Source organism: Paractinoplanes lichenicola (assembly GCF_016785085.1).
GTDB lineage: Bacteria > Actinomycetota > Actinomycetes > Mycobacteriales > Micromonosporaceae > Actinoplanes > Actinoplanes lichenicola.
Genome location: NZ_JAENHO010000002.1, coordinates 762040 through 775439 on the forward strand (window position 1 = coordinate 762040; position 13400 = coordinate 775439).

General features: G+C 71.0%; 11 protein-coding genes, 1 pseudogene and 1 riboswitch. Of the genes and pseudogenes, 6 read left to right on the plus strand and 6 right to left on the minus strand.

The window, feature by feature from the left end; genetic code table 11:
- Positions 1–466 precede the first annotated feature (466 nt).
- A complete protein-coding gene (locus JKJ07_RS08065; protein ID WP_202990591.1) occupies positions 467–1267 on the minus strand; it encodes a DUF1684 domain-containing protein in 801 nt (266 codons plus the stop codon).
- A 58-nt stretch (positions 1268–1325) separates the two neighbouring features.
- A riboswitch (SAM riboswitch) is annotated at positions 1326–1442 on the plus strand.
- Positions 1443–1457: 15 nt separating this feature from the next.
- On the opposite strand from JKJ07_RS08065, the gene JKJ07_RS08070 reads away from it, so the two are divergent.
- From JKJ07_RS08070 to JKJ07_RS08080, 3 genes are read left to right on the plus strand one after another with little or no spacing between them, the layout of a single operon-like run.
- Positions 1458–2627: an aminotransferase class V-fold PLP-dependent enzyme gene (locus JKJ07_RS08070; protein ID WP_202990592.1), complete on the plus strand. Its 1170-nt coding sequence runs from the start codon at positions 1458–1460 to the stop codon at positions 2625–2627.
- A complete protein-coding gene (locus tag JKJ07_RS08075; protein WP_202990593.1) occupies positions 2624–3064 on the plus strand; it encodes an NUDIX hydrolase in 441 nt (146 codons plus the stop codon). The genes JKJ07_RS08070 and JKJ07_RS08075 overlap by 4 nt, the downstream gene beginning before the upstream one ends.
- A complete protein-coding gene (locus JKJ07_RS08080) occupies positions 3061–3810 on the plus strand; it encodes a hypothetical protein (RefSeq protein WP_202990594.1) in 750 nt (249 codons plus the stop codon). Before JKJ07_RS08075 ends, JKJ07_RS08080 begins: the two co-directional genes overlap by 4 nt.
- A gap of 200 nt (positions 3811–4010) precedes the next feature.
- Here the strand turns inward: JKJ07_RS08080 and JKJ07_RS08085 are convergent, their stop codons facing one another.
- Positions 4011–5405, minus strand: a complete 1395-nt coding sequence (locus JKJ07_RS08085; protein ID WP_202990595.1) for a gamma-glutamyltransferase — start codon at positions 5403–5405, stop codon at positions 4011–4013.
- Between the two features lie 64 nt (positions 5406–5469).
- On the opposite strand from JKJ07_RS08085, the gene JKJ07_RS08090 reads away from it, so the two are divergent.
- The 3 genes from JKJ07_RS08090 to thrS all read left to right on the plus strand — a co-directional run bounded on the left by JKJ07_RS08090 (position 5470) and on the right by thrS (position 8748).
- Positions 5470–5778, plus strand: coding sequence for a hypothetical protein (locus JKJ07_RS08090; protein WP_202990596.1), 309 nt, complete (start codon positions 5470–5472; stop codon positions 5776–5778).
- 4 nt (positions 5779–5782) lie between these two features.
- The gene (locus tag JKJ07_RS08095; protein WP_202990597.1) at positions 5783–6658 is read left to right on the plus strand and encodes a hypothetical protein; all 876 of its coding nucleotides are present in this window, start codon (positions 5783–5785) and stop codon (positions 6656–6658) included.
- Positions 6659–6747: 89 nt separating this feature from the next.
- Positions 6748–8748 (plus strand): threonine--tRNA ligase, encoded by a 2001-nt coding sequence (gene thrS, locus JKJ07_RS08100; protein ID WP_202990598.1) that lies wholly within the window; start codon positions 6748–6750, stop codon positions 8746–8748.
- A 4-nt stretch (positions 8749–8752) separates the two neighbouring features.
- On the opposite strand, the gene JKJ07_RS08105 is transcribed toward thrS, so the two are convergent.
- The 4 genes and pseudogenes from JKJ07_RS08105 to JKJ07_RS51630 all read right to left on the minus strand — a co-directional run bounded on the left by JKJ07_RS08105 (position 8753) and on the right by JKJ07_RS51630 (position 13325).
- On the minus strand, positions 8753–10198 hold the full coding sequence (locus JKJ07_RS08105) for an MATE family efflux transporter (RefSeq protein WP_202990599.1): 1446 nt from the start codon (positions 10196–10198) through the stop codon (positions 8753–8755).
- Positions 10199–10524: 326 nt separating this feature from the next.
- Entirely contained in the window at positions 10525–10962 is a 438-nt protein-coding gene (locus tag JKJ07_RS08110; protein ID WP_202990600.1) for a MarR family winged helix-turn-helix transcriptional regulator, read from the minus strand.
- Between the two features lie 370 nt (positions 10963–11332).
- Positions 11333–11665: pseudogene (locus JKJ07_RS08115) on the minus strand (IS30 family transposase); the annotation flags it as partial.
- Positions 11666–11735: 70 nt separating this feature from the next.
- Positions 11736–13325: a helix-turn-helix transcriptional regulator gene (locus JKJ07_RS51630; RefSeq protein WP_307834163.1), complete on the minus strand. Its 1590-nt coding sequence runs from the start codon at positions 13323–13325 to the stop codon at positions 11736–11738.
- Positions 13326–13400 lie beyond the last annotated feature (75 nt).

The following is a 13400-nucleotide window of genomic DNA, read 5'->3' on the forward strand; positions in this document are numbered from 1 at the left end:
GGGTCCGAGCCTGTTTGCTGGCAGTGGCCCGAGTTCCGGGTCATCGGACGAGTTGTCGGTGAGACGTGCGCATATGCCACGCGCAGGTTCACTGAGGCGATGGAATGGTGGCAGCGCGGGCGATGTGCGATTTGCGGCGACCTTCTGGACAAGAAAGTCTCGTCGGACTGCGTGACCGTCGGCGGGCATGCCTGCTGTCGGTGCGGGCATGCCCCGGTCTGGCCCTCTGGAACTTCTGCTTGTGAATGCTGCGAAGGTTCAGGGTGGTTGGATGATTTCAATGCGCTTTGTGATCAGTGCAGAGGATCGGGGCGCCTGCCGCTACCGGTCTCGGAAGTCATCAGTCAGCTCGGCGCGTCGATCCAGGACGTCCAGTCACTCCTTTCGGAAATCCCCCCGTTGAAGGGGCGGGAGGATTACCTGAGCCTCGCGCACCGGTGCTGCGCAAAGGACTGGTTGACGGCAGCTAAGCCCCCGAGTGCGCTTGGCGCTCGTACGGGATCTTCTCGCCGGCCTCGATCGCGATCGGGAGTTTGTTCTCGGTGGGTGGCAGGGGGCAGGTCGCGAAGTCTGTGTAGGCGCAGGGCAGGTTGGTGGCGCGGTTGAAGTCGAGGGTGACCGTGCCGTCGGGGGCCGGCGCGGGGATTGCCAGGCTGCGGTTGGCCGCGTACGTGGTGACGCCCGAGGTTTCGTCGGTGAAGAGGGCGAAGAACGAGCCCGGCGTGCGGCCGTTGAACAGGGTCAGGGAGAGCGGGGTGCCCTGGGCCTCGAACTCGACCACGCCGGGGGACTCGTAGACGTGCTCCAGACCCTCGACGGCGGCGCCCACGGTGATGTCGCGTGGGGTGTCGAACGGGACGTAGCGGCCGGTCAGTTGCCACTTGCTGGTGGGCTCGTATGTGGGGGTGCCGCGGAACTCGGTGCGTAGCGCGTTGCCGGGGTGGCGGGGGCGGACGATGTCGAAGCCGCCGCGTTTGGCTACCTCGATGATGGCCTCGCCGGCCGTGGCGTTGAGGCCGCCGCGCTCGGGGAGGACGCCGAACTCGTGGCGGCCGGTTACCTCGGCGCCGTCGACGGTCAGCGATTCGCCGGGGGTGAGGGTGACGACGGGGCCGGCCGGGCCGGTGCTCCACTCGCCGGGGGCGTCGGGGAAGCGCTGCGGGGTCGCGGTGAGGAAGTTGAGGCTGGTGACGGCCAGGAAACCGTGCGGGTCGGCGAGGGTGCGCTCGTGCTCGGCGTGCCACTCGGCCCAAAGCTGCTCGTCCATGCGCCCAGCCTATGCCTACTTGACCGGTAGGACTTGAGTGATGCTAGCCTCTTTCCCAGGTCATGAGTGCCAGCGTGGAGCCCCGGCTTGCTGGCCGGCAACCCTTCCGTTCGCGATGGGGTGCCCCGGGTGAGGACCAGGTCTGCGCCCGGCCGGGCGTGGGCAAGCGCGAGCCTCCGGAGGCGTGGCCATGGTGGTCCTTTCAGCTGACGCAGTCGATCGTCTTGATGTCGTCGGTGCCGACCTGACCGTGGACGGGCGGCGGTTCGTTCACCTCGACTACGCGGCCTCGGCGCCCTGTGTGCGGGCCGCGGCCGACGCCGTACGGGATCTGCTTCCGTACTACGGCAGCGTGCACCGCGGCGCGGGTCTGCGATCGCAGCGGTCGACGCTCGCCTACGAGCGGGCGCGCGACATCGTGGCAGAGTTCGTCGGCGCCCGCGACGGCGACACCGTCATCTTCACGCGCAACACGACAGACTCGCTCAACCTGCTGGCCCGCGCGCTGCCCGCGGGCACCACGACGATCGTGTTCGACGGTGAGCACCACGCCAACCTGCTGCCCTGGCCGTCGCCCGTGCGCCTGCCGGCGCCGGCCGACCCCGACGAGGCAGTCCAGGAGGTGCGTTCCGCTTTCGAGTCCGTACGTGGCCCCGCGCTGCTCGCCGTGACCGGCGCGAGCAATGTGACGGGCGAGATCTGGCCGGTCCGCGCGCTGGCTGACGTCGCTCACTCGTACGGGGGAAGGGTCTTGCTCGATGCCGCGCAGCTCGCGCCGCACCGGCCGGTGAACCTGAGCGAGCTGGGCGCCGACTATGTCGCCTTCTCCGGGCACAAGCTGTACGCGCCGTTCGGGGCGGGCGTGCTGGCCGGGCGCGGCGACTGGCTCGACGCGGCCGAACCGTACCTGCGCGGCGGCGGCGCGAGCCTGTCCGTCGGCGACCACGACGTCACCTGGGCGACCGGCCCCGCGCGGCACGAGGGCGGCACCCCCAACCTGGTCGGGGCGGTCGCGCTGGCCGCCGTCTGCGAGGCGTTGATGCAGGCCGACCGCGCGAAGCTGGACGAGCATGAGCGTGCACTGCTCGCTGCGCTCCCCGCAGGTGTCACCCTCTTCGGCGGACGGCAGCCGCGCGTCGGCATCGTCTCGTACGCCCTGCCCGACCCGGTCGCCGTCGCCGACCGGCTCGGTCGCGAGCACGGCATCGGCGTACGGGCGGGAATGTTCTGTGCCCACCCGCTGGTGCGGCGCCTCGGCGGCGACGGCGACTGCGGCACCGGCGGCCTGCTCCGCGTCAGCTTCGGCCTCGGCACCACCCACGACGACATCGACCGTTTGTGCGGCATTCTTTTCCCATGACTCAACCGCGCGCCGTGGCCGTCGTGATCTCCGAGGGCCGGGTCTTGCTGATCAAGCGATACCTGCAGCGGCCCCGCCCGTGTGTGATGTGCCCGCGTGGCGCCCTGGCCTGCGCGGGTCACCACTACGCCGTGCTGCCGGGCGGGAGTGTCGAGCGTGGAGAGTCGTTCGAGGAGGCGGCCCTGCGCGAGCTGACCGAGGAGACCACGCTGACCGCCCGCATCGAGCGGCAACTGTGGTCGGGCCGGCACGTCAAACGGCGGGCCGTCTACTTCCTCATGACCGACGTCGAGGGTACCCCCGTCCTGTCCGGCCCCGAGGCGGTCGAGAACGGCCCGCTCAACAGCTTCGAGCTGCTGTGGGCCACCCCGGCCGACTTCGAGCCGCTCAACCTGTTCCCACCCAGCGTCCGAGCCCCCTTGGCGGAATTGCTGTGACGGCCAGCTTCCTGGCCGGGCTGCTCGACCGGTCGGCCGCCCGCATCGCGGAGTTGTCGGCCGACGCGCGGTTCTTCAACCGCCAGGAGATCGCCACCATCGCCGACGTCTGGGACAACAACACGATGTCGTTGTTCCACGCGCTGCCCGACCCGGCGCGAGCGCGAGCGGCTCTTGCCTGGATGGGGCACGGGCGCCCAGCCCGTCGCTTGTGGATGGCCGGACAACCCGAACTTCTCTCCGAAACCGATCAGGCCGGAATCGTCCCTGGCGAGTTGCCCGATGTGCGGGTCGGCTGTTTGCGGGTCGAACAGGCCGGGCCGGCACTCCGCGGCCATCTGAAACTGTCCCGAGCCGGCGTCACGGTGCTGGAACTGAGCCTGGATGACGTTCACGACGCGCGATTCGACAGCGAGGACACCGTCGGCGCGGCCGTGAGTCTTGACGACGGGGTCGAGGTGCGGCTCGGCTCGTCCGGGCCGCGCAGCCCGTTCTGGAAACGCAAGCGGGTCTTCCGGGGGCTCGCCGCCGACTGGGGAAAGGCCATATTTCGGCAGCAGCGACCGGCGGCCTCGCTGGATGACCATGTGACGCTGGCGTCCTTCGGCGGTCCCGATTCGCCGGTTCTTGTCAATTCCGCGGTGCGCAACGCCTCCGGCGGCTGGGAGGCTCGAGCGGCGGAACTGCCCCCTACCGGCCGTTTCCGCTTGACGGTCGAAGAGCGGCGGATCAGGGTCGGCCGCTGACGAACTGAGGGAAGGGAATCCGCCACTGTGGATTCGCGCTGCGAGACGCCGCCTGGCCGTTGACTGCCGTTGAAGGGGCGTGCCATAGTTGACTCGCGCCTAGGGGTCGTTTGACTAGGTGCAGGCGCGGTCATCCCGGGGAGGGGGTGGCTGTCGTGCAATGGCGAGCGGTCCGGCAGCTGCTGATGCCGGACCGTTCATCACGGAAGCACCGCGGCCAGGCCGTCGGCGCGGGGGTCGCTTCCGGCGTCCAGCAGGCCGTTGCGCAGGCGGGAGAGCTGAACGTGGCCGGCGTCGTCGTGCAAGGCCGGGACGGTCGAGACCCGCAGGTCCGAAGTGCCGGGTGGCTCGGCCAGGCCCGGTTCGAGGATCAGGTGGTCGCCGCGGATGATCCAGCGGGGGCGGGTCACCAGGGCGCCGGGGTCGGGGGCCGAGAGCACGTCGGGGGCCAGCTGGGCCAGGATCCACGGCTGAGCGCGGCCGCCCTGGCAGCCCAGCGCGATCACACTGTCCTCGGTGGTGGCGATGGCCGGGCAAAGTGTGTGCGGCGGGCGCAGGCCGGGTCCGAGGTGGGCGGGGTGGGCCGGGTCGAGGCTGAACGACGAGCCCCGGTTGTGCAGCACCACCCCGGTCGCCGGGTCGAGCAGGCCCGCGCCGAAGCTCTCGAAGACGCTCTGGATCAGCGTGACGGCGTTGCCCTCGTCGTCGACGGCGGTCACCGCGACGGTGTCACCGGCGGGCTCGGGCGCCTCGGCAGCGGAGGGCACGACCGACGGCGTACGGAGAAGGAGTCTGTCGACGGGGATCGGGCCGCCGCGGGGGTCGCCGAGGAAGGCGTCGCGGGCGGCCTGGGCGCGGAGGCTGTCGGCAACCAGCGACGACGAGCCCACGATCGCCAGGAACGTCGCGCCCTGCACCGGCGGCGGCGCGGCATGCCAGGTGGTTTCCCCGATCACCGTACGCAGGGGTTCGCCGACCTCCGCCGCGTGTGCCGCGAAGTCCTCGCCGTCGAGCGGGCTGCCCAGGGCCCGCACCCCGGCGACGATCGGCCCCGCATAGAACGATCGCCAGTCCCGCCCGATCCCGGTGAGCGTCTCGGCCAGGGCCGGCTGCACGAGCCGGGGCCGCAGCATGATCGCGGACAGCCCGGGGTCGGCGCGGATGACGTCGATCCGCCGCTCGACGGCCGTGCGCAAGCCCGGCGCCAGGTCGACGCCCTCGGTCGCGAGCCGCACCGCAGGCTCGAGCAGCCGGTCGAGGGGCAGCCGCGCCCCGAGCCCGTGCACGGCGGCCCATCCCGCGACCACGCCGGGCACAGTCACCGTCTGCGGGCCGCTCTGGGGCATGTGGTCGCCCAGCGCGGCCACGTCCACCGCGCGCGCCGCGGCGCCGATCGAGACCACCGCCCGTACGGGGGAATGGGCGGGACGCACCATCGCGACCATGTCCCCGCCCACCGAGCACTGGTGCGGGTAGGCGACGGTGAGCGCGCCGGCCGCCGCCAGGGCCGCGTCGAAGGCGTTGCCCCCGGCCGCGACCACCTCGCGCGCGGCGTCGACGGCGGCCGGGTGGGGTGCGGCGATCGCAACAGGCATACCGGCGACCCTACGACGCGTGAACCGGATCGGGTGACCACGCCGTTTAGGAGGCATGGACGACATGACCAGCATCGACGCGCCCGAGGTGCGGGCGATGGGGCAGGCGGTCGACGGGGTCGGCGAACGGCTCGTCGCCGTGGCCGGGCAGATTCAGAGCTGGGAGTACGCGGGCCAGGGGGCCGTCGCCGGGGCGATCATGTGTGACGTGCGGCTGGCCGACGCGGCGCGGTCGTGGGAGGTCACCGTGGACGGGCTCGGGCAGCTGGTGCGCGAGCTCGGGCACGACCTGCGGGCCGCGGCAGGGGATTTCGTCGAGGTCGACCAGCGGATCGCCGACCGGATCCGGTCGGTCGGGAAGCCGTGGGAGTGAACCGATGACGATCACGTTGACGGGGCTGCTCGACGCCGACACCGGGCGGCTGCTGAGCATCGCCCGCCGCTGGGACCAGCTGGCCCTCGCGCTCGACGCGGCAGTCGAGGACCTCGGGCCGGCCGCCCGCGACCTGCCCCATCACTGGCCGGCCGGGCCCAGCTCGCAGGCCGCCCAGGACAAGCTGGCCGACATCCGCGTGCAGGTCGGCACCGGGCACACCAACTGCGCGATCATCGCCGACATCATCCGGGACTACGCGTGGGCGATCGAGGACCACCGGCGGCTGCTGCGCGGGCTGGTGGCCGAGGCCGAGCAGCGGGGCCTGCGGGTCGACCTGCGCTCGGGCACGATCACCGCGCCCCTGGAGGCCGGCGCGGGTCAGGCCACCGTCGACTCCTACGTGGCCCAGATCGGCGAGATCCTGGCCCGGGTCAACCAGGACGACCAGGTGATCGCCGAGCGGATGACCGCCTACACCTATCGCGACACCGTCATCCCGGACACCGAACGGCCCGAGTACGACGAGACGGCCGTGCTCGCCCTGGCCGGGTCCACGAAGGCGAGTCAGTCGTCGTGGTGGCAGTCCCAGCATCCGCTCGTGCAGGACCGGGCGATCGTCGAGCACCCCGAGATCGTCGGCGCCGCCGTGGGGCTGCCGGCCAAGGATCGCGACTCGGCCAACCGCCTGCTGCTGCGCCGCGACCGGGAGGCCCTGCTCGCCTCGCGGGAGGCCCACCAGAATCTGCACGACGGCGCGATGACCCAGGCCCAGCTCAACCTCGACCGCCGGCTGGCCGCGCTCGACGACCTCGAACGCCGCGCTCAGGGCCGGCGGATCCTGAGCTACCCGCCCGGCGCCGGTACGCCCACCCGTTAGGGGATTACGCAGGCGGAGAAGCCGGGGGAATTTCCGGGCGACTAGCATCGTCAAGGTTGTCGCCAGTTTCATCGCCGAAGGAGATCACCGTGTCCGCACCCCGTACTTCCGCTGTGGCCGACCCCCTAGTCGTCCCGGCCGGGACTACGGCCGCCGATGCGGTGGCCGCGGCCGGCCTCCCCACGTCGGGCCCCAAGGCGGTCGTGGTCGTGCGCGACGCCGAGGGCCGCCTGCGTGACCTCGACTGGCAGCCCCAGGCCGACGCCGACGTGACCCCGGTCGCGATCGACGAGCCCGACGGGTTGAACGTCCTGCGCCACTCGGCCGCACACGTGCTGGCCCAGGCCGTGCAGGACGTCTTCCCCGAGGCCAAGCTGGGCATCGGCCCGCCGATCGTGGACGGCTTCTACTACGACTTCGACGTGCCCAAGCCGTTCCAGCCCGAAGACCTGACGAAGCTCGAGAAGCGGATGCAGGAGATCGTCAAGGCCGGGCAGAGCTTCCGCCGCCGGGAGTACTCCTCGCTCGACGAGGCCAAGACCGAGCTCGCCCACGAGCCGTACAAGCTGGAACTGGTCGACATCAAGGGTGACGTCGACGACGCCGAGCTGAGCGTGGTCGGGGCGGGCGACCTGACCCACTACGACAACCTCGACAAGGACGGCAAGCGCGTCTGGGGCGACCTCTGCCGCGGCCCGCATCTGCCCAGCACCCGGTTCATCCCGGCGTTCAAGCTGATGCGCTCGGCGGCGGCGTACTGGCGTGGTTCGGAAAAGAACCCGCAGCTCCAGCGCATCTACGGCACCGCGTGGCCGTCCCGCGACGAGCTCAAGGCCTATCTGAACCGCCTCGCCGAGGCCGAGCGCCGCGACCACCGCAAGCTGGGCACCGAGCTCGACCTGTTCTCGTTCCCCGACGAGATCGGCTCGGGCCTGGTCGTCTTCCACCCCAAGGGCGGCATCATCAAGCGCGAGATGGAGGACTACGTCCGCGCCCGTCACATCGAGGAAGGCTTCCAGTACGTCGGCACGCCGCACATCAGCAAGGAGGGGCTGTTCCACACCTCCGGGCACCTGCCGTACTACAAGGACACCATGTTCCCGCCCATGGAGCTGGAGGGCGCGGACTACTACCTCAAGGCCATGAACTGCCCGATGCACAACCTGATCTTCAGGTCGCGTGGGCGGTCCTACCGTGAGCTGCCGCTGCGGTTCTTCGAGTTCGGCACGGTCTACCGCTACGAGAAGTCGGGCGTCGTGCACGGCCTGACCCGCGTACGGGGTCTGACCCAGGACGATTCCCACTCGTACGTGACGGCCGAGCAGGCCCCGGGCGAGATCAAGCACCTGCTGCAGTTCGTCCGGTCGCTGCTCGACGACTTCGGCCTCGACGACTATTACCTCGAGCTCTCGACCCGCGACCCCAAGAGCGACAAGTTCATCGGTACGGATGAGCAGTGGGCCGTGGCGACCAAGGTGCTGGAGGACGCGGCCACCGAGTCCGGCCTCGAACTCGTGCTCGACCCGGGCGGCGCGGCGTTCTACGGCCCGAAGATCAGCGTGCAGGCCAAGGACGCGATCGGCCGTACGTGGCAGATGTCGACGATCCAGTACGACTTCAACCAGCCGGCCCGCTTCGGGCTCGAGTTCCAGGCGGCCGACGGCACCCGCCAGGAGCCGGTCATGATCCACTCGGCCAAGTTCGGGTCGATCGAGCGGTTCTTCGGCGTGCTGGTCGAGCACTACGCGGGCGCGTTCCCGGCCTGGCTGGCGCCCGTGCAGGTGGTGGGCATCCCGATCCGCGACGACCACGCCACGTATTTGGAGGAGTTCGTCGCCAAGCTGCGGAGAGCCGGCGTGCGGGCCGAGGTCGACCACTCGTCGGACCGGATGCAGAAGAAGATCCGTACGGCGCAGCAGCAGAAGATCCCGGTCATGGCGATCGCCGGCGACGACGACGTCAACGGCGGCACGGTCAGCTTCCGCTACCGCGACGGGTCGCAGCGCAACGGCGTCTCGCTGGACGAGGCCGTGGCCCACGTCGCCGAGATCGTCAAATCCCGTACGAACGTGAGCCCGTCGGCGGCCTGAAGTCTTACGCGGCGGCTTCCTCGAGCACTGCTTCGGCGCGCTCGGGGGAGCCCTCGGCCAGGCCGCGGTTGATCGTGCCGCGCGAGGCCAGCCACATGCCCGCGCCGGCCACGAAGACCAGGCACTCGGTGACGGTCAGGGCCCAGATGATGCCGGGCAGGCCGTACCAGAGGTTGCCCAGCAGCACGATCGGGATGAAGAGCACGCCCTGGGCCATGCCCATCACGATCGCCGGCTTGGCCAGCCCGGCCGCCTGGAACATCGACGTGATCAGGCCGGTGAACCCGTTGGCGACCGTCGCCACGAGCTGAGCGACCAGGATCGTGACGCCGATCGTGAGCACCGCGTGGTCCGCCGAGAACGCGCCCAGCACCTGCTCGCGGAAGAGGAACACGCCGCCGCAGAAGACGAGCATGACCGCGCCGACCGTGACCGCGGAGGCCCGCAGCGCCGCGTTGAGCCGGGCCCGGTCGCCCTTGCCGTACGCGTAGGCCAGCAGCGGCAGCACGCCCATCGTGACACCCATGATCAGGAACTCGGGCACCTGCGCGATCCGGACCGCGACCCCCATGGCGGCGAGCGGACCATCCCCGTACGCGGAAGCCAGGTTGTTGAGGACGAGAACGGTCACGATCATGAACGCGGACTGCAGCAACTCGCCGACCCCGACGCCGAAAACCGGCTGGACGACGGTCTTGCCGAGGGTGAACCAGCGTGGGGCCAGGCTGACGTGCTCGCTGTTGCGGGTCAGCCAGAAGGCGAAGTAGGCGACCATGACGGCGTTGGCCAGCCCGGTGCCGAGCGCCGCGCCGGCCACGCCCCAGTGGAAGACCAGGATGAAGAAGACGTCGAAGACGACGTTGGCGACCGTGGAGAGGATCAGGCCGATCATCGCCTGACGGGCGGCGCCCTCGGCCCGGACGAGCTGCTCGAGGCAGAACGCGGCGGCCAGCACGGGCACGAAGGCCAGCATGACGGCCACGTACTCGCGGGTGGCGGGGACGGCGGCGGAATCCGCACCGAGCAACGTCACCAGCGGGTGCAACAACAGCAGCCCGGCCCCGGCGACGACGGCCCCGGTGATCACCGAACCCCAGACGGCGAACGACGACACGTGCTTGATCTCGCCGGCCTTGGCCGGGTCGTGCTCCGCGCCGCCGAGCAGGCGGGAGATGAGCGCCCCGCCGCCGACCCCGAACACGCCGCCGATCGCCATGACCAGGCCCAGCAGCGGGGTGCCGAAGGTGATCGCGGCCAGCAGCGCGGTGTCGTGCTGCGAGCCGACGAAGCCGGCGTTGATGACGTTGTAAACAGCCCCGACGATCATCGCGGCGGCCATGGGCACGCAGAGGTGCACGAGCGCGCGCAGGATGGGGGCGCTGGCGAGATACCAGCGGTTGGTGCCGTCGGCGTCGGGCTTCGCGGTGGGATCCAGGGTGGTGGCGCTCATGTCAGCCTCTTTCGGAAATATCCGGGCAGCGCTGAGTCGCGGTTGCGGCGCGGGTTCGTGTCCGGAGCAGATGGGGTCGCGGCGGCGGGATGCCGGGGCGGGGTGATGCCGGGTGGCCCGGTGCAGGAGCCGGTGCAGCGGCTCGGCCGCGGGCGGTCCGGTGCCGGTCGCTTGCATTGGCGCTTATGTCGGCCGTTTGTGTCGGCCTGCGGTGTTGGGCGTGCGGTGCTCTGGGTGTGGTGGGTTTGGGCGTGCTAGGGCGTGCTAGGGCGTGCTGGGGCGCGCGGCGGTTGGGTGCCGTCGCGGTGCGGGGTGGAGCGGAAGTTCTAGCGGGTGGGCCGCGGCAGTTCGGCGGTGATCTTTTCAAGCAGGGTCTGCAGGGTGGCCCGCTCGTCGTCGTCGAGCGGGGCCAGGATCGTCTCGTCGGCGCCGCTCATCGCAGCCTCGAACCCGGCGATCAGCTCGGCCCCCGCCGCCGTAGCGAAGACGCGCTTGCTGCGTTCATTGCCGGGCTCCGTACGGCGCTCGACAAGCCCGCGGCGTTCGAGCCCCTGCAGAAGGCTCGACACACTAGCGGCACTGGTGCGGGTGATCTCGGCGATGTCCCGCTGGATCGCCCCCGGGTTCTGGGCCAGATACCCGAGCGCGAAGCTCTGCTCGAAGCTGAGCTCCCGCTCGCGCACCCAGTCCTCGGCCGCCTTGCGCTGAGCCCACCCGATCCAGCGGAGCAGCTCGAGCGAGGTCGTGAACCTGGGTTCTTCCATGCTTAGAAAGCTAACCGTTAGAACTCTAACTGTCAACGCCCTAACTGAATCTCGTCAAGATGCACCTGGCCGCCGGACAGAATGCCGAACAAGCCCGTGACGCCCTGCTGCCACCGTGCCGCCTGCCAAGCATCTGGAACGCTCTTCGATCCCGGACCAACGCGCCGAGATGGCGCTGCACCACCAACTCTGTCGCGCCGCAGATACGCGGTTTATCTCTGCAGCCCGCACAGCCCCGAACGCCTGACCGCCGTAGCGGCGCAAGTGAACCGCCGACCACGCATGACATTGAGCTGACACATCCGCCGGAAGCCGTTGAGATCGTCAGTCCAAGATCAACGATCACCCCACAGGCCCACCCTCGGCGGTTTCAAGGGGTCGTTGCAACACGGTAGGTGTCGAGGAGTTCAGCCAGGCGTTCGGCCGGGGTGTCCCGGTCGAGGGTCATGCGGGGGCGCCGGTTGAGTTGGGCGGCGACGGCGGCCAGGTGGTCGGGGTGGTGCTGGGCGAGGTCGGTGCCTTTGGGGAAGTACTGGCGGAGCAGGCCGTTGGTGTTCTCGTTCGATCCGCGTTGCCAGGGGCTGTGTGGGTCGCAGAATTAGACGGGCATGCCGCTGGCGGTGCTGAACTGGTGGTGCGGGGCCATTTCGGCGCCTTGGTCCCAGGTCAGTGACCGTTTCAGGTGGGCGGGCAGGGTGGTGAGTGGGCGGAGGCGCAGTGCCTGTGGATAACCCGGGCGCTGTGGATAACGGCCGGACGTCGGCGGGATTGTGCTATTGGGCGGCGACCCACGTAGCGATCTGGGCCCGGCGGGAGACGCCGAGCTTGGAGCGGATGTGCTCGACGTGGGCGGCGGCGGTCTTGGGCGCGATGGTCAGCGCCGCGGCGATCTCGCGGTTCGTCATGCCGTCGGCGACGAGCCGGGCGACCTCGAGTTCTCGCGTGGAGAGGGGCGAGACGGCCGGTGTGGCCGGCCGCCCGGGCGCGGCCGGGGCGCCGGCGGTGGCGTAGGCGTGTTCCGCCGCCGCGCGGAACCGGGCCGCGTCGGCCGGGCGGCGCGCACGGGTGGCGCAGCGGGCCTGGTCGAGCAGGATCGCCGTGCCCTCCCAGAAGCGGTGGCGGCCCGACCAGAACGAGTCCGCGGCGGCCAGGGTCAGCCGCGCCTTGCCGGTCTGGCCCTCGTGCAACTGGATCAGCCCGAGGGCGTGGTCGAGGGCGCCCAGCGTGCCGGGGATCGAGCGCAGCAGCAGCCGCTCCGATGTGCGGCCGAGCCAGTCGCGGGCGGCCGTCACGCCCGAGGCGGCCAGATGCGCCCGGACACCCGTGACGACGTACGGGAAAAGGTATGCCGCATCGTTGACCAGTGCCGACGCCGCGTAACCCTGCTCGCAGCGGGCCACAGCGGTGGCGAAGTCACCCTGGGCCAGAGCGGTCTCGGCCAGCCCCCACCACGCGGGCGAGAGCCGCTGCAGCTCGCCCATGCCCGAGGCCAGGTTTTCGGCGGCTTCCAGGTGAGAGACCGCTTCCCCGTACGATCCCCGCCCCATCGCCACATAGCCGAGGACGTGCCGGGCCGTGATCTCGGTGGTGATCCCGCCCGCGCCGTCGGCCAGCGCCTGGCGGGCGGTCGTGGCGGCGGTCGTCCAGTCGCCGGTCGCCCACTGCACGTGGGCCAGGTGGGCCGCCATGTAGTGCCGGTCGTTGAACTGCTCGACCCGCTCGGCGTACGCGATCCCCTCGGTCAGCGTCGCGGTCGCCTCCGCGTATTCGACCAGCACCGACATCGACGTGCCGAGCATCCGGTAGGCCCGCGCCGCCACGGCCTCGAGCCGCAGGGCGGACGCCGTGGTGATCGCGTCGCGCAGCAGCGCCGTGCCCTCCTCGGTGCGGCCCGCGAACAGCAGCACCGACCCGACCGTGGCGTCCAGATGGCAGCGTGTCCCGTCGCCGGCGCTCAGCGCGCGGGCCCGTTCGCCGTCCACGAGCGCCTCGTCCAGGCGACGGGCCAGCATGAAAGCGGCGGCCAGTTCGGCGTGGATCTCGGCCCGCGTGGCCGGCTGCCCGGCGGCCAGGGGGAGCGCCGCCCGCAACGCCTCGGTGCGCGTCGGCAGGTCGGCTCCGAGCAAGTGGCGCACGGCCACCCAGTCGGGGACCAGCGCCGCCGCCCCCGCGTCATCACCCAATTCCCGCCGTACGTCGTACGCCTCCGAGAAGCACGCGGCGGCCTCCTCGTTCTCGTCGATCGAGGCCAGCTCGCACGCCAGCGCGGCCAGCAGCCCGGCCCGGTCGGCGTCGGGCAGCCGGGCCGGCCAGGTGCGCCGGGCCCGGCGGTAGAGCTCGGCCGCCTCCCGGTGGGCCGACATCGCGGTCGCCTTCCGCGCCGCCGCCCGGGCGTGCCGGAACGCCTCGTCGAACCGTCCCGCCCGCTCGAAGTGGTC

Bases quoted from the DNA above. Each gene is read 5' to 3' on its own strand.
- JKJ07_RS08065 (WP_202990591.1), bottom strand. From the start codon at position 1,267: ATGGACGAGCAGCTTTGGGCCGAGTGGCACGCCGAGCACGAGCGCACC.
- JKJ07_RS08070 (WP_202990592.1), top strand. From the start codon at position 1,458: ATGGTGGTCCTTTCAGCTGACGCAGTCGATCGTCTTGATGTCGTCGGT.
- JKJ07_RS08075 (WP_202990593.1), top strand. From the start codon at position 2,624: ATGACTCAACCGCGCGCCGTGGCCGTCGTGATCTCCGAGGGCCGGGTC.
- JKJ07_RS08085 (WP_202990595.1), bottom strand. From the start codon at position 5,405: ATGCCTGTTGCGATCGCCGCACCCCACCCGGCCGCCGTCGACGCCGCG.
- JKJ07_RS08090 (WP_202990596.1), top strand. From the start codon at position 5,470: ATGACCAGCATCGACGCGCCCGAGGTGCGGGCGATGGGGCAGGCGGTC.
- JKJ07_RS08095 (WP_202990597.1), top strand. From the start codon at position 5,783: ATGACGATCACGTTGACGGGGCTGCTCGACGCCGACACCGGGCGGCTG.
- JKJ07_RS08105 (WP_202990599.1), bottom strand. From the start codon at position 10,198: ATGAGCGCCACCACCCTGGATCCCACCGCGAAGCCCGACGCCGACGGC.
- JKJ07_RS08110 (WP_202990600.1), bottom strand. From the start codon at position 10,962: ATGGAAGAACCCAGGTTCACGACCTCGCTCGAGCTGCTCCGCTGGATC.
- JKJ07_RS51630 (WP_307834163.1), bottom strand. From the start codon at position 13,325: ATGTCGGCCCACCGGGAGGCGGCCGAGCTCTACCGCCGGGCCCGGCGC.